Raw genomic sequence first — 21,459 nt, 5'->3', positions numbered from 1 at the left:
GGACGTCCGCGGACGTCCGCCCTACTCCGAATCGATCGGAGGGCGAGGGGGTCAGAAGAGCAGGCCGCCCACGTATGCGGCCTTCTGCGACTGGTCGACAGTGGCCGTGTCGCAGGCGGCGTAGTGCGAGTTCGGCGCGGCGACGCCACCAAGGACGGCACCGTTCGACCACGGCGCGACGCAGCGGAGGTCGACGGCGTCGCCGTTCGCGACGAGAACACCCTGCTGAGGGGAGTTCACGACGACCGGGGACGACGAAAAGCCGTCGCCGCCCTTGACGGTCGTGCAGTTGTCGGCCGCGGCGGTGCCGGCCGCCGCGAGGACGATGCCTGCGGCGAGGGCGGAGAGGGCCGTAACCTTGTTACGCATGAGATGGCCTTTCCGGGCTGCGTTTAGAGGGGTTCACCTGCTCGGAACTACTCGGAGCAGGGGGTCAGAAGAGGAGGCCGCCCGCGTATGCGGCCTTCTGTGACTGGTCGACAGTGGCCGTGTCGCAGGCGGCGTAGTGCGAGTTCGGCGGAACGACGCCGCCGAGGACGGCACCGTTGGACCACGGTGCGATGCAGCGACCATCGACGAGCGTGCCGTTGACGACGACGACACCCTGCTGGGGCGCGTTCACGACGACCGGAGACTCCGAAAAGCCGTCACCGCCGGTGACGTTGGTCGTGTTCGAGTGGGCTGAGGCAACGCCAACGCTGCCGCAGACAGCGCCAAGGGCGAGTGCAGTGATGACCGCGAGCTTCCTGGGCAACTCGGTTCCTTCCTGAAATTCACGGTAGGCCACGCTTACATAGCAAGAAACCGAAATATGCGGTGAAAAGTCACGCGGACACTGCTCATGCGGGGTGGATTCCACCGGATGGCGGAATGGCCCCGTACATGCCGGGGACCCGGAATCAATGCGCCGCGTTTCACCCGGGCCGCAAAGGGCCGGAGGAGTGAATGCAGACATGCGTCCGGCCCACTGGCAAGGAGGGGTCCAGTGGGCCGGACAGGCTTGAAGGCGGGTTCCCGGCACGGCATCGGGCGCCGAGTGGGTGCGGAGCTTTTCGGTCCGGATCCAGCCTCTGGGGCTGGGCCTTCGAGGCACCCGGACGGGGGTCGAACCAGGGCCGCCACCGGACGGACCGTCCCGCGGCAGTGCGGTGTCGGTCTCCGGCTGACGAGAACCGGATCAGAGTTCAGAATTCCAGGGGTTTACGCGTCACGCCTGGTTGAGCAGGCTGCCGAGCCCGGCACTGGTCGGCCCATTCAGCGGGTGGAGCTGAACGGCGCCGGTTCCGACCGGGTTCTTCACCGGAATTGCAGGCTTCTTGGCACTGTTGCGGCCCATACCGTCCAGGTATACGCCGGAAATCTTCGCGGCCTTGTTCGTGCCGGTGACCGTCGACGACTGGCTCTGGTCGAACGCACTGCCCTTGGTGACGTTGCCATTGCGGGCCACCCGCATCACGGTGTCGGCCGCGGGCACGAGCGCCGGAGTCACCTCGGTCTGCGACATGAGGCCGAGCGGACCGGTCTCATGGGCAGGCGTCTTGGCGGCGGCCGACGCGGCCACGGCTGAGCCACCCACAAGACCCGCACCGATGGCCAACGCCGCAGTTGTGAAAACTGCCTTCTTCATGATTCACCTCACTTGAAAGTTACCTCTGATCCGACAGATGGAGAACATAGCAGTCCGCAGTCGGCTCAAAGCGATGCACTACTCCATACGCATGAATGCCACAGGAGTGAAACAGTGCATTGCTCAGGTTTATCCAGAGGTATTCGCATCTGGTCGGCGAATCAATTGATCGTATGGTGCGTCAAGCATGGGGCGGCAATATGCTCAAATGAAAGAGAAAATGCCGCCCGCACTTGCACGGGGGATTTTACGACACCACGTCCTTGCGGGCGAATCCCCGGAAGGCCAGGGCGAAGAGCACGAGGGCGTAGGTCACGGAGATCGCCGTTCCCTGGATCATGCCGGACCATTCGGGGTGCGGCTGGACTGCGTCGGCCCAGGCGAACTGCCAGTGCGCGGGCAGGAAGTCGCGCCAGTGGCCGAGGGCCGTGACGGCGTCCAGGACATTGCCGACGATGGTCAGGCCGACGGCGCCGCCGACCGCTCCCAGCGGGGCATCCGTCCTGGTCGACAGCCAGAACGCCAGCCCTGCGGTGACCAGTTGGGACACGAAGACGTAGGCCACGACCACCACGAGCCGCTGTGCCGCCGTGGCCGGGTCCAGTGCGCCACCGGTGGGGATCTGCAGCGGGCCCCAGCCGTAGGCGGCCGTGCCGGCCGCGAGGGCCACCACGGGCAGCAGCACCATCGCGGCGAGGCTGAGCCCGAGCGCCACGACGAGCTTGGACCACAGCAGGCGGGCCCGGGGCACGGGCGCGGCGAGCAGATAGCGCAGGGAGGACCAGCTCGCCTCGGAGGCGACCGTGTCCCCGCAGAACAGGGCGACCGGGATCACCAGGAGGAAGCCCGCCGAGACGAACAGGTTCACCGCGGCGAAGTTGGCGCCGGACGCGGTGGCCGTGTCCATCAGGGTGACCTGGCCGTTGCGCCCCGCCGGGTCGCCGCCGATCGCGAAGGCGATCAGCAGCACGAACGGCAGGGCGGCCAGGATCCCGCCCATGATCAGCGTGCGCCTGCGCTTGAGCTGCCGGGCCAGCTCGACGCGCAGGGGCAGGGTGCGGCCCGCGCGGTAGCCGGAGGCGACCTCGACGGGCTCGGTGAGCGCGCTCATGCGGAACCTCCGATCAGGGTGAGGAAGGCGTCTTCCAGGCGCCGGTGGGGGCCGACCGAGGCGACGGGCACCTCCAGGCGCACCAGCTCCACGACCAGGTGCTCGGCCGCGTAGCCGGATTCGAGACGGACCAGCAGTCCGTCCTCGGTGCGTACCGCCGAGGTGACACCGGGCAGCGCGGCGACCTTCTCCGCGACCGGCTCCTCCACGGGCGTGCCGGTGCCGACGAGGAGCGTGTCGCCGGAGCCCACGATCTCCTGCACGGGACCGGCCTGCACGAGCCGCCCGCGGTCCATGACCACCAGGTGGGTGCAGGACTGCTCGACCTCGGCGAGGAGATGGCTGGAGACGATCACGGTGCGGCCGGCGGCCGCGTAGCGGATCATCACCTCGCGCATCTCGCGGATCTGCGGCGGGTCGAGGCCGTTGGTGGGCTCGTCGAGGATGAGCAGGTCGGGCAGGCCGAGCATGGCCTGGGCGATGGCCAGGCGCTGGCGCATGCCCTGGGAGTAGGTGCGCACCGCGCGGGCGAGGGCGTCGCCGAGGCCGGCGATCTCCAGGGCCTCGTCCAGGTGCGCGTCCTCGGGCGGGCGGCCGGTGGCCCGCCAGTACAGCTCCAGGTTCTCCCGGCCGGACAGGTGCGGCAGGAAGCCCGCGCCCTCCACGAAGGCGCCGACCCTCGACAGCACGGGCGCGCCGGGCCGGATGGCGTGGCCGAAGACACGGATCTCGCCGCCGTCCGGCTTGATCAGGCCCATCAGCATGCGCAGGGTGGTGGTCTTGCCCGCGCCGTTGGGGCCGAGCAGGCCGAGCACCTGGCCCTTCTCCACGCGGAAGGACAGCCCGCGGACCGCGTACCGGTCGGTGGACCCGGCGTACCGCTTGCTCAGGTCCGTTATCTGCAGCGGGACTTCGGCGAGTTCCGCATCGGGCGCGGGGGCGGTCGTACGGCGGCGGGCGGTCAGCAGCAGGGCGAGCGCGACGGCGGCACCGGCCGGGGGCAGCCACCACACCCAGGCGGGCAGGGGCGCGGCCGCGGTGGTGACGGCGGGGGCCGTGGGCACGCTCAGGGCACCCTCGAGGGAGACGGTGTACGTCGCCGGGGCGGCCGGTGAGGCGTAGCCGAGGTCGGTGGAGGCGAGGACCAGGCGGAGCCGGTGGCCCTTCTGCACCTCGTGGTCGATCGCCGGGAGGGTGACGGTGACGTCCTTGCCGGTCCTGGCGCCGGTCACCCGCAGGGGCGCGACCAGTTGGGAGGGCAGCACCTGCTGTCTGCCGCCGGGGCCGACGTCGTAGACCTTGCCGAAGAGGACGGCGTCCCCGGTGGTGGAGGTGACATGGACGGTGACCGTCGGCGAGCCGGTGACCGTGAGGCCGGTGGCGAGCGGGGCCGAGTCGAACTTCGCGTACTGGCCGGGGAAGTCGAGGGAGACACCCACGCCGAGCGCGGACAGCTGGGCGAGGCCGCCGGAGCCGCCGAGGCCGGGCAGGGCGGAGACGCCGGGCGGGCTGGCGCCTGCCGGGTTGGCGAAGTGCTGTTCGCGGCCGGTCAGGACGATGGTCCGCCGGTGACCGTGCAGGCCGGGATAGCTCGTGGCGCTCGCGCCGCGCAGCTGGGCGGCACCGCTGGTGGAGTTGACGCCTCCGGTGCGGGTGATCCGGAAGGCCGGGCCGGTGTCGGCGGACCTGTCGCCCTTGAGGTAGCGGTCGAACCAGGCCGTCACCCGGCCCTCCACCCGGGCGTTCTCCAGGTCGCCGCCGTCGTGCCCGCCGGTGATCCAGTCGACGTCCACCGGGGCGCCGCTCGCGCGGATGGCCTTCTCGGCCGCGTCGGACTGGGCGAGGGTGAACAGGGAGTCGGTCTGGCCCTGCACCAGCAGGGTGGGCACCTTGATGCGGTCCGCGACCGCGGACGGGGAGCGCTCCTGAAGCAGCTTGCGCGCGGCGGCGTCCGGGGTGCCCGACTCGGCGACGCGGTCGTACATCCGGCACAGGTCCGGCTCGAACTTGGCGCAGCCGCCCCCGGTGTTGAAGAAGATCCCGGCCCACAGCTTCTTGAACACGCCGTTCGGGAACAGCGCGTCGGCCAGGTTCCAGTAGGTGATGGCCGGGGCGATGGCGTCGACCCGGTGGTCGTACCCGGCGGCGAGCAGGGAGACCGCGCCGCCGTAGGAGCCGCCGGCCATGCCCACGCGCGGGTCGCCCGGCTTGTCGAGCCGGACCTGGGGCTGCTTCGCCAGCCAGTCGATGAGCCGGGAGACGTCGGCGACCTCGTGCCGCGGGTCGTTCAGCCCGATCTTCCCGGTGGAGTGCCCGAAGCCGCGCGCCGACCAGGTCAGCACCGCGTATCCGTCGCGGGCGAGGTCCTGGGCCTCCTCGTGCACGTCGTCCTTGGTGCCGCCGAAGCCGTGTCCCAGCAGGACGGCGGGGCGGCGGCCGGAGGCGGCGCCGGTGAAGTACGAGGTGTCGATGCGCGTCCCGTCGGCCATGGTCATGACCCGGTCGCTGCGGTGCACCGGCGCCGTGTCGCCGGAGGCGACGGCCGTCCAGGTGCCGGCGCCGGCGAGCACCACGACGGCGGCCGCGGCGGCCATCAGCCGGCGCGGCCCCTTCAGCACCCCTCGCAGCGCGGGCGCGCCCTGCCCCTGTCGCCCCCGGGAGGGCGCGCGAAGATCCATGCCTCAACGGTACGGGCCGCCGCCGACAACGGATGCGGCCGCCGGGCTGAACCCCGGCCCCTCCTTGGGGAGTACGGCGCTGTCGCCGCGTACTTCGGTCGTGGTACGAGAGGCCCCATGGAGATTCGCCGAGCCACCGCCGTCGCCGAGGTCGCCGCCGCCGGTCCCCTCTTCGACCACCCCGTGCGCACCGAGTGGGCGGAGCGGTTCCTCACCGCCGCCGGGCACCATCTGTTCCTGGCGTACGAGGACGGCAAGGACACCCCGGTCGGCTTCGTCAGCGGGGTCGAGACCGTCCACCCCGACAAGGGCACCGAGATGTTCCTGTACGAGCTGGCGGTCGCGGAGTCCTGCCGGCGCCGTGGGATCGGGCGGGCGCTGGTGCTGCGGCTCGCCGCCCTGGCCCGGGAGCGGGGCTGTTACGGCATGTGGGTCGGGGTCGACGCCGGAAACGACGTCGCCCTTGCCGCGTATCGCAGTGCGGGCGGCAAGGACGACGGGACGTGCACGGTGGTGGTGTGGGACTTCGGCTGACCGTCAGGCCTGCGCGTCCTCCGGGATGGACACCAGCCAGCGGGTGTCACGGCGCGGGCGGAGGTAGAAGACCCAGTAGAGGGTGGCGACGGCGGTGATGCCGCCCGTCCACAGCAGGTAGCTCGCCTCCTGCTGGGTGAGGATGTAGGCGAGGACCGCGATCAGCAGGACCGGCATCGTGGGCCACAGCGGCATCCGCCAGGCCGGCGTGTGCTTGTGGGAGCCGCGGCGGGCCAGCAGGGCGGCGACCGCGACCAGCAGGTACATCCCGGTCACCGAGACGCCCGTGACGCCGTACAGGGTGTCGAGGTTGACGAAGCACAGCAGCGCGCCGGGGACGCCGACCGCGAGCGTGGCGACCCACGGGGAGCCGAAGCGGCCGAGCTTGGAGAAGACGTTGTTCACCGGGCCGGGCCAGGCCTTGTCGCGGGCGGAGGCGAACAGGACGCGGGAGTTCTGGATGACCATGACGATGCCCGCGTTGATGATCGCGAGGGCGACGCACAGGCTCACGAAGGTGCCGACCGCGGAGTTGGACCAGGCGGTGACCATGGAGCTGATGTCGCCGCCGGTCAGCTCCTTCAGGTCGCCGGCGCCCATGGTGATGGCGGCGACCGGGACCAGGATGATCACGGTGGAGATCGCGAGGGTGGCCAGCACCGTGCGGGCGACGTTGCGGCGCGGGTGCTCCAGCTCCTCGGAGAGGTAGACGGCGGTCGAGAAGCCCTGGGTGACGAAGAGGGCGATGGCGAGCCCGGAGACGACCAGCATGGCCGTCACGGTGTCCGTGTGACCGTCGGCGCCGGCCACCTGCATGGAGACCAGGCTGCCGACACCGCGGTGGCTGTGCGTGAAGCCCAGCATCGCGACGACTCCGGCGGCGATGACCTCCAGGACCAGGAAGATGCCGGTGATCCAGGCGTTGGCGCGCAGGTCGAGCAGGCCGGCGAGGGTGGCCAGCAGCATCACGCCGGCGCCGGTCATCGCGGGGTCGAGATGGACGATGGGCGCCAGATAGTCGGCCGTGCCCATGGCGATCACCGGTGGCACGATCATGACGACCAGCAGGGACAGTACGAAGACGAGCCAGCCCGCGAGCCGTCCGGCCATCGTCGACACCATGGCGTACTCGCCGCCCGCGCTGGGGATGAGGGTGCCCAGCTCGGAGTAGCAGAAGGCAACGGCGATACAGAGGAGGGAGCCGATGGCGATCGTCAGGGTCGTGGCGGTGCCGAGGGAGCCGAAGAGGTCGGGGACGACCACGAAGAGCGTGGAGGCGGGCGTGACGCACGAGAGCGTCAGCAGGGTGCCGCCGACGACGCCGATGGAACGCTTGAGCTTCTGAGGGCTGTCAGCGGCCGCAGAGACTTCTGTGGCGGCTGTCTCGACAGGGCGGAGCGTGTCGGTCATGCGGCGGTTCCGATCGACTCGTGCGACTGAGGGTGGGGGTCGGGAGCGCTATCGCCTCCGGCGGCTCGTCGTACGTTCGTCTCGTCCGCTCCCGGCGCTGCATAGAGAACCCCGACGAAAACCGCCGCGTCAATGGCCGTTTACCTTCGGATTCCGCACCTCGAACCGGAGTTGCGCAGCATCACTTTCACAGGCTGTAGGGCCCTATTGATGCATCCATCAAGCTCCAGTCGGATGTGACCTTGCTTTTGAAGGTCATCCGGCGGCAACTCCTTCGCCACCCGTTTCATCCCGCCTGAACGGGAATCGCAGCCATGGCGTCAAAAAAATGTCAGGCCGTCCGGAATCCGGACGGCCTGACGGGGGCCTGGAGGGCTCTGGAGCCGGCCTCAGTGGTTGCGCGGGAAGCCCAGGTCCACGCCCGCGGGGGCATCGGCCGGGTCGGGCCAGCGCGTGGTGACGACCTTGCCGCGGGTGTAGAAGTGCGTGCCGTCGTTGCCGTAGATGTGGTGGTCGCCGAAGAGCGAGTCCTTCCAGCCGCCGAAGGAGTGGTAGCCGACGGGGACCGGGATCGGGACGTTCACGCCGACCATGCCGGCCTCGACCTCCAGCTGGAAGCGGCGGGCTGCGCCGCCGTCCCGGGTGAAGATGGCGGTGCCGTTGCCGAACGGCGAGGCGTTGATGAGGGCCAGGCCCTCCTCGTAGGTGTCGACGCGCAGCACGCACAGCACCGGGCCGAAGATCTCGTCCCGGTAGGCCTTGGCGGACGTGGGCACCTTGTCGAGCAGCGAGATGCCGATCCAGTGGCCGTCCTCGAAGCCCTCGACGGTGTAACCGGTGCCGTCGAGCACCACCTCCGCGCCCTCGGCGGCCGCACCCGTCACGTACGAGGCCACCTTGTCGCGGTGGACCTTGGTGATCAGCGGACCCATCTCGGAGGTCGGGTCGTCGCCGGGGCCGATCTTGATCTTCTCGGCGCGCTCGCGGATCTTCTCGACCAGCTCGTCGCCGATGGCGCCGACCGCGACGACCGCGGAGATGGCCATGCAGCGCTCGCCCGCGGAGCCGTAGGCGGCGCTCACGGCCGCGTCCGCCGCCGCGTCCAGGTCGGCGTCCGGCAGGACCAGCATGTGGTTCTTGGCGCCGCCCAGGGCCTGGACGCGCTTGCCGTTGGCGGAAGCGGTGGTGTGGATGTAGCGGGCGATCGGGGTCGAGCCGACGAACGACACCGCCTTCACGTCCGGGTGCTCCAGGAGGCGGTCGACGGCCACCTTGTCACCGTGCACGACGTTGAAGACACCGTCGGGCAGACCGGCCTCGGCCAGCAGCTCGGCGATCTTGACGGCGGCCGACGGGTCCTTCTCGCTCGGCTTGAGCACGAAGGTGTTGCCGGTCGCGATGGCGATCGGGAACATCCACATCGGGACCATCGCCGGGAAGTTGAACGGCGTGATGCCCGCGACGACACCGAGCGGCTGGCGGATCGCGGCCACGTCGACGCTGCTGGCGACCTGCGTGGACAGCTCACCCTTGAGCTGGACGTTGATGCCGCAGGCCAGGTCGACGATCTCCAGGCCGCGCGCGACCTCGCCGAGCGCGTCGGAGTGCACCTTGCCGTGCTCGGCGGTGATCAGCTCCGCGATCGCGTCCCGGTTGGCGTCCAGCAGCGCCCGGAACCTGAAGAGGATCGAGGTGCGCTGGGCCAGCGAGGACCGGCCCCAGGTCGCGAAGGCGTCCTTGGCCGCGGCGACCGCCGCGTCCACCTCCTCGACCGACGCGAACGCGACCTTGGTGGTGACCGCGCCGGTCGCCGGGTCCGTGACCGGCCCGTACGTACCCGACGCGCCTTCGACGGTCTTGCCGCCGATCCAGTGGTTGACGATCTTCGTCATGCCCAGAAACTCCTTTTACAGATGGCGGCGTCGGGTCGAGACGTGCCGTTCGTACAGCTCACGTGCCTTGACCGCGGACGAACGGGTCGCGGTCTCGGCCACAGGAACATCCCACCAGGCCTGCGCCGGAGGCGCGCCCGACACAGTGTCGGACGTTTCGGTCTCCACGTAGACACATGTGGGAGTGTCGGCGGCCCGCGCCTCGGCGAGCGCCGCGCGCAGGTCCCGTACGGTCTTCGCGCGCAGCACGCGCATACCGAGGCTGGCCGCGTTGGCGGCGAGGTCGACGGGCAGCGGAGCACCGGTGAAGGTGCCGTCGTCCGAGGTGAAACGGTAGGCGGTGCCGAACCGCTCGCCGCCCACCGACTCCGACAGGCCGCCGATCGAGGCGTACCCGTGATTCTGCACGAGCAGCATCTTGATCGCGACGCCCTCCTGGACGGCGGTCACGATCTCCGTCGGCATCATCAGGTACGTGCCGTCGCCGACCAGCGCCCACACGTTGCGCTCGGGGGCGGCGAGCTTCACGCCGATCGCGGCCGGGATCTCGTAGCCCATGCAGGAGTAGCCGTACTCCAGGTGGTACTGGTCCCGGGACCGGGTGCGCCACAGCTTGTGCAGGTCGCCGGGGAGCGAGCCGGCCGCGTTGATGATGATGTCCGTCTCGTCCACCAGGGCGTCCAGCACCCCGATGACCTGCGGCTGCGTGGGCCGTATGTCCGGCTCGTCGGCCTCGAAGCAGGCGTCGACGCGCTGCTCCCAGCGCTCCTTGTCCTCGGTGTACTCGGTGACGTAGGAGCCGGCGGCCCGGTGGGCGTGCATCACCAGCGCCTCGGTCAGCTCGCCCAGGCCGCTGCGGGCGTCCGCGACCAGCGGCAGCCCGGCCAGCTTGTGGCCGTCGAAGGGCGCGATGTTGAGGTTGAGGAACCGGACGTCCGGGTTCTCGAAGAGGGTGCCGGAGGCCGTGGTGAAGTCGGTGTAGCGGGTGCCCACGCCGATCACCAGGTCCGCGGTGCGGGCCAGCTCGTCGGCGGTCGCGGTGCCGGTGTGGCCGACGCCGCCGACGTCCTGCGGGTGGTCGTGGCGCAGGGATCCCTTGCCGGCCTGGGTGGAGGCGACCGGTATCCGGGTGGCCTCGGCGAACTCGGCGAGGCTCTCCTCGGCGCGGCTGTGGTGGACTCCGCCGCCCGCGACGACGAGCGGCCGCTTCGCCGCCCGGATCGCCCGGACGGCCTCGGCCAGCTCGGTGGGGTCCGCGCCCGGGCGTCGCACGGTCCACACCCGCTCGGCGAAGAACTCCGCGGGCCAGTCGTACGCCTCCGCCTGCACGTCCTGGGGCAGGGCGAGGGTGACCGCGCCGGTCTCCACGGGGTCGGTGAGGACCCGCATGGCCTGCAGCGCGCTCGGGATCAGGGCCTCCGGCCGGGTGATCCGGTCGAAGTACCTCGACACCGGGCGCAGGGTGTCGTTGACCGACACATCGCCCGCGTAGGGCACCTCCAGCTGCTGGAGCACCGGGTCGGCGGGGCGGGTGGCGAAGACGTCGCCGGGCAGCAGGAGGACCGGGAGGTGGTTGATGGTGGCGAGGGCGGCGCCGGTGACCAGGTTGGTCGCGCCCGGGCCGACGGAGGTCGTCACCGCGTGCGTGGACAGGCGGTTCGACTGGCGGGCGTAGCCGACCGCCGCGTGCACCATGGACTGCTCGTTGCGGCCCTGGTGGTACGGCATGACGTCGGCGTACTCGATCAGCGCCTGGCCGAGGCCGGCCACGTTGCCGTGGCCGAAGATGCCCCAGGTGGCGCCGATCAGCCGGTGCCGCTCGCCGTCGCGCTCGGTGTACTGGGCGGCGAGGAAGCGGACGAGTGCCTGTGCGACCGTGAGTCTCGTCGTCGAGGTCTTCATCGGTACCCCCCGGTGCTTTCCGTGTGGGCCGGGTGGAAGCAGATCCGCCACTCCCGCAGCGCGCCGGGCCCGGCCATGACGTTCAGGTAGTACATGTCGTGCCCGGGCTGGGCGACGGACGGGCCGTGCCAGCCGTCGGGAACGAGGACGGTGTCGCCGGAGCGGACCTCGGCGAGGACGTCGGATCCGCCCTCGCGCGAGGGGGATACGCGCTGATAGCCGAAACCGTTCGGTCCGTCGATCTCGAAGTAGTAGATCTCCTCCAGCTCGGACTCCTCGCCCGGCCGGTGCTCGTCGTGCTTGTGCGGCGGGTACGACGACCAGTTGCCGCCAGGGGTGATCACCTCCACGGCGATCAGCTTGTCGCAGTCGAAGGAGTCGGCGGAGGCGAAGTTGCGCACCTGGCGGGCGCAGGTGCCGCTGCCGCGCTGTTCGACGGGGACCTCCGGCGCGGGGCCGTAGCGGGCGGGGAGTCGTCGCTCGCACTTCGCTCCTGCCAGGGCGAAGCGGCCTCCCGCGCCGGAGGCGATCTGGACCCGGGCGTCCCGGGGTGCGTACGCAAAGTCGGAAGCTGCTGCGAACACGCTTTCCCGACCCAGGAGTTGGAACTCGTTTTCCTCAATTTTTACGGTACATCCGCCTTCCAGCGGAAGCACGATCCATTCGCTGTCCCCGGTGGTGAACGTATGCGTACCGCCCGGTGACAACTCCACGATGCGCAGGCTGCTGTGGGCCCAGCCGGCCCGCTTGGGGTCGATGTCGACCGTGTACTGGGCGTTCGCGGTGGTGCCCTGGGGCAGATGCAGGTCGATGCTGGTCATGCGGCCCTCACAGCAGTCCTACGGCGGTGTCCACGGCGGCGGCCACGTCGCCGTCCGCCGGGTACAGCAGCGAGCGGCCGACCACCAGGCCGCGCACGGTGGGCAGTTGGAGCGCGCCGCGCCACTTCTCGTAGGCGGCGACCTGCTCCTCGGGGGAGTCGCCGATGTCACCGCCGAGCAGCACGGCCGGCAGGGTCGAGGTCTCCATGACCCGGGCCATGTCGTCGGGGTTCTCGGTGACCGGCACCTTCAGCCAGGTGTAGGCCGAGGAGCCGCCGAGGCCCGAGGCGATGGCGATGGACTTGGTGACCGCCTCCGCGCTCAGGTCGTTGCGCAGCCGGCCGTCGGGGCCGCGCCGGCTGATGAACGGCTCCACGAAGACGGGCAGCCGGTGCGCGGCCATCGCGTCGATGGCGCGGGCGGTGGCCTCCAGCGTGGTCAGGGAGCCCGGGTCGTCGTAGTCGATGCGCAGCAGCAGCTTGGCGGCGTCGAAGCCGAGCCGCTGGATGTCCTCGGGGCGGTGGCCGGTGAAGCGGTCGTCCAGCTCGAAGCTGGCGCCCTGCAGGCCGCCGCGGTTCATCGAGCCCATGACCACCTTGTGGTCGAGGGCGCCGAGCAGGAGCAGGTCGTCCAGTATGTCGGCGGTGGCGAGGACTCCGTCGACGCCGGGCCGGGACAGCGCGAGGCACAGCCGTTCCAGCAGGTCGGCACGGTTGGCCATGGCGAGCTTGCGGTCGCCGACGCCGAGCGCGCCGCGGGCCGGGTGGTCGGCGGCGACGATCATCAGCCGGCCGTTCTCGTTGAGCAGCGGGCGGCGGGCCCGGCGCACTGCGGCCTCGGCGATCGCCTCGGGGTGATGCGTGCGGGTGTCGACCAGCGCGGAGACGTCCACGCGCGGCTGCCTGGCGGCGTCCCCGCCCTCGGTGTGCGTGCCGGCCACGCGACCGGCCCTCACAGCACCGCTCCCGTCTCGAGCGCGGATGCCACCTCGGCGGGGGTGGGCATCGCGGAGGAGCACTCCAGCCGGGAGGCGACGATCGCGCCGGCCGCGTTGGCATGTCGCATGATCGTCTCCAGGTCCCAGCCCTCCAGCAGACCGTGGCAGAGGGAGCCGCCGAAGGCGTCCCCGGCACCGAGCCCGTTGAGAACGGTGACCGGGAGCGGTGGGACCTCGGCCGACTCGCCCTTGCTGTTCACGGCGAGGACGCCCTTGGGCCCCTGCTTGACCACGGCGATCTCGACGCCGGCGTCCAGCAGCGCGCGGGCCGCGTCATGGGGTTCGCGCACGCCGGTGGCGACCTCCACCTCGTCCAGGTTGCCGACGGCGACCGTGGTGTGGCGCAGGGCCTCGGCGTAGAAGGGGCGGGCGGACTCCGGCCCGGGGCGGGCGCCGCCGGTCTCGCTGCTCCAGAACATCGGGCGCCAGTCGAGGTCGAACACCGTCGTGCCGGACTTCGCGCGGTGGGCGAGGGCCGTCAGGGTGGCCGTACGGCTGGGCTCCTCGCTCAGGCCGGTGCCGGTCACCCAGAAGATGCTCGCCTCGCGAACGGCGTCCAGGTCCAGCTCGTGGGCGTCGATCTCCAGGTCGGGCGCCTTGGGCTGCCGGTAGAAGTACAGCGGGAAGTCGTCCGGCGGGAAGACCTCGCAGAAGGTGACCGGTGTGGGCAGCCCGGGTACGGGAGTGACCCAGCGGTCGTCGACGCCGAAGCCCCGCAGGGCCTCGTGCAGATAGGCACCGAACGGGTCGTCGCCGGTGCGGGTGATCACGGCGGTCCGCCGGCCGAGTCGGGCCGCGGCGACCGCCACGTTCGTCGCCGACCCGCCGAGGAACTTGCCGAAGGACGACACCTGGGCGAGCGGGACACCGGTTTGCAACGGATAGAGGTCCACTCCGATCCGCCCCATGGTGATCAGGTCGTACGCCATCGGCTTCCCTTCGTCACGGCTCTCCCCGGATTTTTAGTCCTCTCCGCCGAGCCCTGTCAATGTTTTGTCCAGACATTCGGACTAGAGCTTGACACCGCTTTTCGCGGCCCCGCACGCTGGCGGCCATGACGTCCTTGTCGCCCTCCTCGCCTTCCCCTCTTTCCTCACCTTCCCGGATCCGGGTCGGATCGGCGCCCGACTCCTGGGGCGTGTGGTTCCCGGACGACCCGCAGCAGGTCCCCTGGCAGCGCTTCCTCGACGAGGTCGCCGGCTCGGGCTACGAATGGATCGAGCTGGGCCCCTACGGCTATCTGCCGACCGATCCGGCGGTGCTCGCCGAGGAGACCGCCCGGCGCGGCCTGAAGGTGTCGGCCGGCACGGTCTTCACCGGCCTGCACCACGGTGCGGCCGTCTGGGACAAGACCTGGGCGCACGTCTCCGACATCGCCGCCCTGACCCAGGCGATGGGCGCCCGCCACCTGGTCGTCATCCCGTCCTTCTGGCGCGACGACAAGACGGGCCAGGTGCTGGAGCCGTCCGGGCTGACATCCGAGCAGTGGCGGAATCTCACCTCGCTGACCGAGCGGCTCGGACACGAGGTGCGGGAGCGGTACGGCCTGACGATCGTCGTCCACCCGCATGCGGACACCCACATCGACAGCGAGGAGAACGTCACCCGCTTCCTCGACGCCACCGACTCCGCACTGGTGTCGCTGTGCCTGGACACCGGGCACTACGCCTACTGCGGCGGGGACAGCGTCAAGCTGATCGAGACCTACGGCGAGCGGATCGGGTATCTGCATCTCAAGCAGGTGGACCCGGAGATCCTGGCCGACGTGCACGCGAAGGGCACGCCGTTCGGCCCGGCGGTCGCCCAGGGCGTGATGTGCGAGCCGCCGGCCGGGGTGCCCGCGCTGGGGCCGGTACTGGAGGCGGCGCAGAAACTGGACGCGGACCTGTTCGCCATCGTCGAGCAGGACATGTACCCCTGCGAGCCGGACGCTCCGCTGCCGATCGCGGTGCGGACCCGGGCGTTTCTTCGGTCGTGCGGGGTGTAGGAACGCCGGGTGGCCTGCCGGGTTCTGTGGCGGCGCGAGGCGCAGGAGCGCCGACTCGTCTGCTTGGTTCTGTGGTGGCGCGGGGTGTAGCAGCGCGCCCGGCCGGAGTGCGCCTTTTCCAAGACCCGCGGCAACCGGTCCGGGCAGGCTGATCGTCGTCAGGCCGCGTGACGCCCGGAGTCCCGGGGGAAGCGGGGTCCTTCGGCGGCTCGGCCGAAGGGGGGAGCCGAGACGATCACCGAAGGAAGCGGGGGAAACCGGCGGGCCGGGCTCTGCACAGCTGAGTCCCGGCCCGCCCTCCTGCGCAGGGGCCCCGTCGACGGTGGAAGGTGCCCTGCGCGCCGGGGTGGTCCGGAGTGATCCCGGGTGATCCGGGGCGGCCCTGTCGGCACACCCGCTCCGAGTGCGGCGTGCAGGCCCCTTTGCTGCGGGCGTGTCACAAACACCTCCCTCTCGTCACACATGTCACACCTACGTGGGTTCTCGGTCACACCAGGTCAACAGGCGCTTTCCCGTGGTCACTCTGTGTCGTTGACCGGGCACAGGCTTGGTAATCGCCAGCGCAGCGCCCGGCTCCCCCGACGGCCGCCCATGGCCGCCGCTGCGGCGCGCGCAGGGAGGTGCACCTCATGACCGACCGAAGGCTCTGGTCCTACAGGGAGATCGCCGCGCACATCCGGGTGCAGCCCGACACCGTACGGTCCTACCGCAAGCACGGCCTGCTGCCGCCACCCGACCATGTGGAGGGCGGCAAACCCTACTGGTACGCCGACACCGTCCGCGCCTGGGTCGCCTCCCGACCCGGCAACCGCGGCCGCAGAGAGGACTGATCCGCGCCGGCCCGCCGCAGGAGCCGCTGTGCCCCGCCGCCCGGGGCACAGTCACCCTGCGAGCCGGCCCGAGGTCCCCCGCGAGGCGATCACGCCCGTCCTGGACCGGGAGCGGGCCGCTCTCGCCCCCCCGGGGAGCGGGCCGCCCTCATCCCCACGGCTCGACGACCGTCACACCCGCGCCCGGTGCCGTCCCCATCGCCGCCAAGGCCTGCGGGGCCGCGTTCAGCGCAATCGTGCGTGTGACGAGACGGTCCGGGCGCAGCACCCCTGAAGCGACCAGCTCCAGCATCCCGGGATAGGCGTGCGCTGCCATGCCGTGGCTGCCCAGGAGTTCGAGCTCCAGGGCTGTGGCGCGGGCCAGCGGGACGGGGGTGGTGCCGTCCGGCGAGGGCAGCAGGCCCACCTGGACGTGCCGGCCGCGACGGCGCAGACAGCCGACGGAGGCCGCGCAGGTGACGGGAGAGCCGAGCGCGTCGAGGGAGAGGTGGGCGCCGCCCCCGGTCAGCTCGCGGATCGCCGCCGCCGTGTCCGGCGTGCGTGACGCGTCCACGCACTGTGCCGCCCCGAACTCCCGTGCCAGGTCCAGGGCCTGGGGCGACACGTCGACGGCGGCCACGCGCGCTCCCGAGGCCGCCGCGATCATCACCGCCGACAGCCCGACCCCGCCGCAGCCGTGCACCGCGACCCACTCCCCCGCGGCCACCCGGCCCTGCTGCACCACCGCGCGGAAGGCGGTGGCGAAGCGGCAGCCGAGGGCGGCGGCCGTGGCGTACGTCATCCCGTCCGGGATCGCGACCAGGTTCACGTCGGCGTGGTCGAGGGCCACGTACTGGGCGAAGGAGCCCCAGTGGTGGAAGCCGGGCTGGGTCTGGCGCTCGCACACCTGCTGGTCGCCGGCCGCACAGGACGGACAGCTGCCGCAGGCGCACACGAAGGGCACGGTGACCCGGTCGCCGGGCCGCCAGCCGGTCACCCGGGAGCCCACCGCCTCGACGACACCGGCGAGTTCGTGTCCCGGCACGTGCGGCAGGGTGATGTCCGGGTCGTGGCCCATCCAGCCGTGCCAGTCGCTGCGGCACAGCCCGGTCGCCTCGACCCGCACCACCGCCCCGTGCCCGGCGGGCTCCGGATCCGGCACCTCCCGTACCCCGGCCGGCTCCCCGAACTGCTCGAACACCACGGCTCTCATGGGCTCACCCTGCCACGGCGGCCGCGGGCCTCACACCCCTGCCGTCTCCTTCACCTCCGCGGGTGCGGCCGGCTCGCCCTCGCTCAGGCCGAAGCGCTGGTGGAAGCGGCGCAGCGGGGCCGGGGCCCACCAGGTGGCACGGCCCGTGAGCCGCATGATCGCCGGGACCAGGAGGCTGCGCACGACCATCGCGTCCATGAGCACCGCGAGGGCGATACCGAGGCCCAGCATCTTGGTGTTGGTCACCCGTGAGGTGCCGATGGCGACCATCACCACCGCGAGGATGACCGCGGCCGCGGTGATCAGCCCGCCGGTGCGCTGCAGTCCGTGGCGGACCGCCTCGTTGTGGTCGCCGGTGCGGTCGTACTCCTCCTTGATGCGGGAGAGCAGGAACACGCCGTAGTCCATGGAGAGGCCGAAGGCCACGCAGAACATCAGCACGGGCAGCGTGGTCTCGATCGAGCCGGGGCTGGTGAAGCCGAGTGCGCCCGACAGGTGGCCGTCCTGGAAGACCCAGACCACGGCGCCGAACATCGCCGTCAGGCTGAGTGCGTTGAGCACCACGGCCTGCAGGGGTATCAGCACGCTGCCGGTGAGCAGGAAGACCAGCAGCAGGGTGACGATCGCGATGAACGCCCCCGCCCAGGGCAGGCGTTCCCCGATCGCGTGCTTGGAGTCGACCAGGACGGCGGCCGTGCCGGTCACCTTGGTGTCGAAGGGTGCCTTCAGGGAGCGCAGATCACCGACCAGGCGCTGGGCGGCGGTGTCGACGGACTCGCCCTTCGGCAGCACGGTGAAGTACGCCGCGTCCCCCTTGAGCAGCGGTCCGTCCACCCGGACCACCTCGGGCAGGGCGGCCACCCGCTGCTTGTAGGCGGCGTACTGGGCGTCGGTGGCCCTGCCCTCGGCGAGGATCTCCAGGCCGCCGCCGGGGCTGCCCGGGAAGCCGTCGCGGAGGTGCTGCTGCACCACGTGCGACTCGGCGCCCGAGGGCAGCTGACGGTCATCGGCGGTGCCGAACTTCACGCCCAGGAAGGGGAGTCCGAGGAGCACCAGCAGAGCGGTGGTGCCGAGCGCGAAGAGCGGGGCGCGCCGCATCACCAGCGAGGCGGTGCGCGCCCATCCCCATCGGCTCGTTCCCTCGGCGCCGGAGGGCTTCGGCTCGCGGCGGAAGAGTCGGCGCAGGTCGAGCGAGTTGACCCGGTGGCCCAGGAGGATCAGGGCGGCCGGGAGCAGGATCAGGGCGGCCGCCGCGGCGAGCAGGACCACGGCGATGCCGGCGTAGGCGAAGGACCGCAGGAAGTACTGCGGGAAGACCATCATTGCGGCCAGGGAGACCGCGACGGTGAGGGCGGAGAACAGGACCGTGCGGCCGGCCGTGCGCAGCGTCGTACCGACGGCGGTCAACGGGTCGGCTCCGGTGGACAGTTCCTCACGGTAGCGGCGCACGATGAACAGGGCGTAGTCGATGGCGAGGCCGAGACCGAGGGCCGTGGTGAGGTTCAGCGCGAAGACCGAGACGTCGGTGAAGGAGGTCAGACCGCGCAGCACGGCGTTGGTGCCCAGGATGGCGACGATGCCGATGCCCAGCGGCAGCAGGGCCGCGATCGCGCTGCCGAAGACCATCACCAGCAGCACCAGCGTGATCGGCAGGGCGATCATCTCGGCGCGGGTGAGGTCCTCCTTGATGATCGTCTGCATCTCGTGCCGCACCGCGACGACGCCGCCGACCCTCACCTGGACCGGGCCGTGCGCGCCCCGGTAGTGGGGGGCTATGCGGTCCAGGGTCTTGCCCATCGCGTTCTCGTCGCCGGTGATGCGGGCGGCGATCAGTGCCTCGTGACCGTCCTTGGCGCGCAGGGCGGGCGCCGCCGAGGGGGCGGCCTGCCAGTAGGAGCCGACGCCGGTCACCCCCTGCTCCGCGGCCAGCCGGCGGGTCAGCTCGCGGGCCTGGGCGGCAACCGCAGGGGTGTCGACCGAAGCGCCGCCGGCGTCCACCAGGAGCAGCAGATTCGGCTGGGAACCGGGGAACTCCCGCTCCAGCGCCTTGGTCGCGTACGTCGACTCGGCCGCCGGGTCCTCCCAGCCGCCGCTGCCCAGACGGTCCGCGACCCCGCTTCCGGCCAGCACGGCGAGCGCGGTGAGAACCAGGGCCACCAGCAGCGACAGGCGCGGGCGGGCGGTGACGAATCGCGTCCAGCCGCCGGGTCTGGGTGGTCCGTCCCCCGTGTGCGGCGCCTTGTTGACTTCGGTCATCGTGCGGTGTCCCCTTCACCTTGACCCATGTCCGGTAGGCCAGGCAGCACGGGTCGGTCATTGCCATAAACTGGCAAACACGAGAGATCGCTCGCGTTTCTCAAGAATGCGAGCGACCGCTCGCGTTTGTCAATCGCCTTCGGAGAGCTGGGGATAACGCGTGTCCGACACCTCGGAGAAGGGGCGACCGGAGAAGGAGCGGCCCGAGAGGGAGCAGCCGCGCCGCCGCCAGGCGCGCGGCGAACGCCGCATCGCGCAGCTCCTCGCGGCGGCCGCCCAGGTCTTCTGCACCACCGGCTACACCGCCGCCAGCACCAACGCCATCGCCCGCGAGGCGGGCGTCTCACCGGGCACCCTCTACCAGTTCTTCCCGAACAAGGAAGCGATCGCGATCGAGCTGGGCGACCGGCTCGTGCACGAGATGCGGGACACCTACGGCGAGGCGCTGGCCCCCGTCGCCCCGGACACCACGCTGGAGGAGGCGGTCGGCGCGGCCGTCGACCGGTTCATGGCCTTCAACACCGAGCACCCGGTGTTCTTCGCCCTGATGCACGGCCCCGACATGCCCGGCGGCATCACCGAGGCGCACGACCAGTTGCACGCCACCCTGATCAGCCGCGTCGAGGACCTGCTCGCCTCCCTCGTGGCCGGCGCCTCCCCGGCCGACATCACGCGCACGGCCCACGTCAGCCTCGGCATCTACAAAGCCGGCCTGGAGCTGGTCCTCGCCCACGAGGGCGCCGAGCGTGCGGCCTACATCCAGGAGATCAAGAACGTACTGATCCGCTATCTCGCACCCATGGTGGGCGACCGGCTCAGCCCCGCGTGACCCCACGGAGGTCCCCGGACTGCGACACGGTGCGCATCTGCCTACAGTGCGGATAGATCGCCCAGCTGGAGCCCGAGGGGACCCGCCGTGACCCACTCTCCGCCGCCCGGCATGCCCCGGGCCCGCATTCCCGGCCCTCAGCAGCCTCCCCCGCCGTACCCGCGCATCGGCGCCGGCCTGTGGAAGCGCTGCCTGCGCGGCGGGCTCGCCCTGTGGGCACTGGCCGCGGTGGCGACGTACACGACGCGGCACACCGCACTGCTGCCCACGCTCATCCTGCTCGGCGGCTTCCTGGTCCCCGTCGTCTTCGTACTGTGGGCGTACGAGCGGCACGGCCGCGACCTGGGCGTCAGCGCGGTCCTCGGCTGCTTCCTGACCGGCGGCGCACTCGGCGTGGTCGGCGCCTCGCTGACGGAGCCCTCCCTGTTCCGCCCCTCCTTCGGAATGTTCACCGGCGCCGCCCTGATCGAGGAGGCGGCCAAGCTGGGCGGGCTCGTGTTCGCACTGCGCCGGCAGCCGGGCATCCGCGGGACACGGGCCGGGCTGGTGCTCGGCGCGGCCGTCGGTTTCGGTTTCGCGGCCCTGGAGAGCTGCGGCCACGCCTTCGTCGCGGCAGCCTCGGCCGACGGCGTCGGCCTGCGGACACTCCTGGAGACGGAGTTGCTGCGCGGCCCGCTCGCCCCCTTCGGGCACGGCCTGTGGACGGCGATCGCGGGCGGTGTGCTGCTCGCCCACCGCCGTCCGAACGGGCACTTCCGCCTCGCCACGCCGGTCGTCGCCGCCTGCCTCGGCGTCTGCCTGCTGCACGCTCTGTGGGACGCCACGCCCGGCATCGCGCTCTGGCTGGCGGCCCGCCCGTCCGGCCCCGGCCTGGGCGGGGAGCTGTTCGGACAGGGCTACGTCCCGCGGCCCGGCGCCGCCCAGGAGCATCTGTTCGCGCTGTTCTCGGTGAGCGGCCTGGCACTCGTCGCCCTCCTCGGCCTCGCCTGGATGCGGTCGCTGGCGCACCGGGGCTCCTCTTGGAGAAATACCCCCTAGGGGTATAGTGTGGAGAGCATGGGGCCCACCGCGGGCCCCATCGGCCCCGCACGCCACGACGAGGAGCAAGGACATGACCACTCAGATCGACACTTCGGACTCCGTCACCACCGTCTACAAGGTGACCGGCATGAGCTGCGGCCACTGCGAGGGGTCCGTCTCCGGCGAGATCTCCCAGATCCCCGGCGTCAGCTCGGTCAAGGCCGTCGCGTCGACCGGCGAGGTCACCGTCGTCTCCGCGACGCCGCTCGACGAGGAGGCCGTACGCGCCGCCGTGGACGAGGCCGGCTTCGAACTCGCCGACCGGGCCTGAGAAGCACCCCCGAGAGCAAATGGCCCGAGCACAAAGGCACGA

At 71.3% G+C, this 21,459-nt stretch carries 19 protein-coding genes; 6 read left to right on the top strand and 13 right to left on the bottom strand.

Annotated elements, in window-relative coordinates:
• Positions 1–51: 51 nt before the first annotated feature.
• From AB0H32_RS24775 to AB0H32_RS24755, 5 genes are all read right to left on the bottom strand, one after another.
• Positions 52–369: a hypothetical protein gene (locus AB0H32_RS24775; RefSeq protein ID WP_361124389.1), complete on the bottom strand. Its 318-nt coding sequence runs from the start codon at positions 367–369 to the stop codon at positions 52–54.
• A gap of 64 nt (positions 370–433) precedes the next feature.
• Complete coding sequence (locus AB0H32_RS24770) at positions 434–754, bottom strand: hypothetical protein (protein ID WP_361124391.1); 321 nt, start codon at positions 752–754, stop codon at positions 434–436.
• A 453-nt stretch (positions 755–1,207) separates the two neighbouring features.
• Positions 1,208–1,627 (bottom strand): hypothetical protein, encoded by a 420-nt coding sequence (locus tag AB0H32_RS24765; protein WP_361124387.1) that lies wholly within the window; start codon positions 1,625–1,627, stop codon positions 1,208–1,210.
• Between the two features lie 247 nt (positions 1,628–1,874).
• Entirely contained in the window at positions 1,875–2,738 is an 864-nt protein-coding gene (locus tag AB0H32_RS24760) for an ABC transporter permease (RefSeq protein ID WP_361124385.1), read from the bottom strand.
• A complete protein-coding gene (locus AB0H32_RS24755) occupies positions 2,735–5,332 on the bottom strand; it encodes a CocE/NonD family hydrolase (protein ID WP_361124390.1) in 2,598 nt (865 codons plus the stop codon). Before AB0H32_RS24755 ends, AB0H32_RS24760 begins: the two co-directional genes overlap by 4 nt.
• A 201-nt stretch (positions 5,333–5,533) precedes the next feature.
• Here AB0H32_RS24755 and AB0H32_RS24750 point away from each other — a divergent pair, with 201 nt between their 5' ends.
• Entirely contained in the window at positions 5,534–5,950 is a 417-nt protein-coding gene (locus AB0H32_RS24750; RefSeq protein WP_361124383.1) for a GNAT family N-acetyltransferase, read from the top strand.
• 3 nt (positions 5,951–5,953) lie between these two features.
• Here AB0H32_RS24750 and AB0H32_RS24745 read toward each other — a convergent pair whose 3' ends face one another.
• From AB0H32_RS24745 to iolC, 6 genes are all read right to left on the bottom strand, one after another.
• A complete protein-coding gene (locus AB0H32_RS24745; RefSeq protein WP_361124381.1) occupies positions 5,954–7,360 on the bottom strand; it encodes an APC family permease in 1,407 nt (468 codons plus the stop codon).
• Positions 7,361–7,749: 389 nt separating this feature from the next.
• Entirely contained in the window at positions 7,750–9,252 is a 1,503-nt protein-coding gene (mmsA, locus tag AB0H32_RS24740) for a CoA-acylating methylmalonate-semialdehyde dehydrogenase (protein WP_361124379.1), read from the bottom strand.
• Between the two features lie 15 nt (positions 9,253–9,267).
• Positions 9,268–11,154 carry a 3D-(3,5/4)-trihydroxycyclohexane-1,2-dione acylhydrolase (decyclizing) gene (gene iolD / locus AB0H32_RS24735; RefSeq protein ID WP_361124377.1) on the bottom strand — a complete coding sequence of 629 codons (1,887 nt, stop codon included), beginning with the start codon at positions 11,152–11,154 and terminating at the stop codon, positions 9,268–9,270.
• Positions 11,151–11,975, bottom strand: a complete 825-nt coding sequence (iolB, locus tag AB0H32_RS24730) for a 5-deoxy-glucuronate isomerase (RefSeq protein WP_361124375.1) — start codon at positions 11,973–11,975, stop codon at positions 11,151–11,153. The genes iolD and iolB overlap by 4 nt, the downstream gene beginning before the upstream one ends.
• A 7-nt stretch (positions 11,976–11,982) precedes the next feature.
• Entirely contained in the window at positions 11,983–12,915 is a 933-nt protein-coding gene (locus AB0H32_RS24725) for a deoxyribose-phosphate aldolase (RefSeq protein ID WP_361124373.1), read from the bottom strand.
• Positions 12,916–12,926: 11 nt separating this feature from the next.
• Positions 12,927–13,901 (bottom strand): 5-dehydro-2-deoxygluconokinase, encoded by a 975-nt coding sequence (gene iolC / locus AB0H32_RS24720; protein WP_361124371.1) that lies wholly within the window; start codon positions 13,899–13,901, stop codon positions 12,927–12,929.
• A 125-nt stretch (positions 13,902–14,026) separates the two neighbouring features.
• Between iolC and AB0H32_RS24715 the strand changes: the two genes are divergently transcribed.
• Together AB0H32_RS24715 and AB0H32_RS24710 are read left to right on the top strand one after the other, a co-directional pair.
• On the top strand, positions 14,027–14,959 hold the full coding sequence (locus AB0H32_RS24715; RefSeq protein WP_361124369.1) for a sugar phosphate isomerase/epimerase: 933 nt from the start codon (positions 14,027–14,029) through the stop codon (positions 14,957–14,959).
• 629 nt (positions 14,960–15,588) lie between these two features.
• Positions 15,589–15,789: a MerR family transcriptional regulator gene (locus AB0H32_RS24710; RefSeq protein WP_361124367.1), complete on the top strand. Its 201-nt coding sequence runs from the start codon at positions 15,589–15,591 to the stop codon at positions 15,787–15,789.
• A 148-nt stretch (positions 15,790–15,937) separates the two neighbouring features.
• Here AB0H32_RS24710 and AB0H32_RS24705 read toward each other — a convergent pair whose 3' ends face one another.
• Together AB0H32_RS24705 and AB0H32_RS24700 are read right to left on the bottom strand one after the other, a co-directional pair.
• Positions 15,938–16,981 carry a zinc-dependent alcohol dehydrogenase family protein gene (locus tag AB0H32_RS24705; RefSeq protein ID WP_361124365.1) on the bottom strand — a complete coding sequence of 348 codons (1,044 nt, stop codon included), beginning with the start codon at positions 16,979–16,981 and terminating at the stop codon, positions 15,938–15,940.
• Positions 16,982–17,011: 30 nt separating this feature from the next.
• The gene (locus AB0H32_RS24700) at positions 17,012–19,237 is read right to left on the bottom strand and encodes an MMPL family transporter (RefSeq protein ID WP_361124363.1); all 2,226 of its coding nucleotides are present in this window, start codon (positions 19,235–19,237) and stop codon (positions 17,012–17,014) included.
• A 160-nt stretch (positions 19,238–19,397) separates the two neighbouring features.
• On the opposite strand from AB0H32_RS24700, the gene AB0H32_RS24695 reads away from it, so the two are divergent.
• The 3 genes from AB0H32_RS24695 to AB0H32_RS24685 all read left to right on the top strand — a co-directional run bounded on the left by AB0H32_RS24695 (position 19,398) and on the right by AB0H32_RS24685 (position 21,417).
• Entirely contained in the window at positions 19,398–20,066 is a 669-nt protein-coding gene (locus AB0H32_RS24695) for a TetR family transcriptional regulator (RefSeq protein WP_361124361.1), read from the top strand.
• 87 nt (positions 20,067–20,153) lie between these two features.
• On the top strand, positions 20,154–21,104 hold the full coding sequence (locus AB0H32_RS24690) for a PrsW family glutamic-type intramembrane protease (RefSeq protein WP_361124359.1): 951 nt from the start codon (positions 20,154–20,156) through the stop codon (positions 21,102–21,104).
• A 73-nt stretch (positions 21,105–21,177) separates the two neighbouring features.
• Entirely contained in the window at positions 21,178–21,417 is a 240-nt protein-coding gene (locus AB0H32_RS24685; protein ID WP_361124357.1) for a heavy-metal-associated domain-containing protein, read from the top strand.
• Positions 21,418–21,459 lie beyond the last annotated feature (42 nt).

Origin of the sequence: Streptomyces sp. NPDC020362 (assembly GCF_040642095.1) — a bacterium.
GTDB lineage: Bacteria > Actinomycetota > Actinomycetes > Streptomycetales > Streptomycetaceae > Streptomyces.
The sequence above is the reverse complement of the archived record's forward strand: the minus strand, read 5'-3'. Positions and strand labels throughout refer to the sequence as shown.

Bases quoted from the DNA above. Each gene is read 5' to 3' on its own strand.
- AB0H32_RS24775 (WP_361124389.1), bottom strand. From the start codon at position 369: ATGCGTAACAAGGTTACGGCCCTCTCCGCCCTCGCCGCAGGCATCGTC.
- AB0H32_RS24765 (WP_361124387.1), bottom strand. From the start codon at position 1,627: ATGAAGAAGGCAGTTTTCACAACTGCGGCGTTGGCCATCGGTGCGGGT.
- AB0H32_RS24760 (WP_361124385.1), bottom strand. From the start codon at position 2,738: ATGAGCGCGCTCACCGAGCCCGTCGAGGTCGCCTCCGGCTACCGCGCG.
- AB0H32_RS24755 (WP_361124390.1), bottom strand. From the start codon at position 5,332: ATGGCCGCCGCGGCCGCCGTCGTGGTGCTCGCCGGCGCCGGCACCTGG.
- AB0H32_RS24750 (WP_361124383.1), top strand. From the start codon at position 5,534: ATGGAGATTCGCCGAGCCACCGCCGTCGCCGAGGTCGCCGCCGCCGGT.
- AB0H32_RS24745 (WP_361124381.1), bottom strand. From the start codon at position 7,360: ATGACCGACACGCTCCGCCCTGTCGAGACAGCCGCCACAGAAGTCTCT.
- mmsA (WP_361124379.1), bottom strand. From the start codon at position 9,252: ATGACGAAGATCGTCAACCACTGGATCGGCGGCAAGACCGTCGAAGGC.
- iolD (WP_361124377.1), bottom strand. From the start codon at position 11,154: ATGAAGACCTCGACGACGAGACTCACGGTCGCACAGGCACTCGTCCGC.
- iolB (WP_361124375.1), bottom strand. From the start codon at position 11,975: ATGACCAGCATCGACCTGCATCTGCCCCAGGGCACCACCGCGAACGCC.
- iolC (WP_361124371.1), bottom strand. From the start codon at position 13,901: ATGGCGTACGACCTGATCACCATGGGGCGGATCGGAGTGGACCTCTAT.
- AB0H32_RS24715 (WP_361124369.1), top strand. From the start codon at position 14,027: ATGACGTCCTTGTCGCCCTCCTCGCCTTCCCCTCTTTCCTCACCTTCC.
- AB0H32_RS24710 (WP_361124367.1), top strand. From the start codon at position 15,589: ATGACCGACCGAAGGCTCTGGTCCTACAGGGAGATCGCCGCGCACATC.
- AB0H32_RS24705 (WP_361124365.1), bottom strand. From the start codon at position 16,981: ATGAGAGCCGTGGTGTTCGAGCAGTTCGGGGAGCCGGCCGGGGTACGG.
- AB0H32_RS24700 (WP_361124363.1), bottom strand. From the start codon at position 19,237: ATGACCGAAGTCAACAAGGCGCCGCACACGGGGGACGGACCACCCAGA.
- AB0H32_RS24685 (WP_361124357.1), top strand. From the start codon at position 21,178: ATGACCACTCAGATCGACACTTCGGACTCCGTCACCACCGTCTACAAG.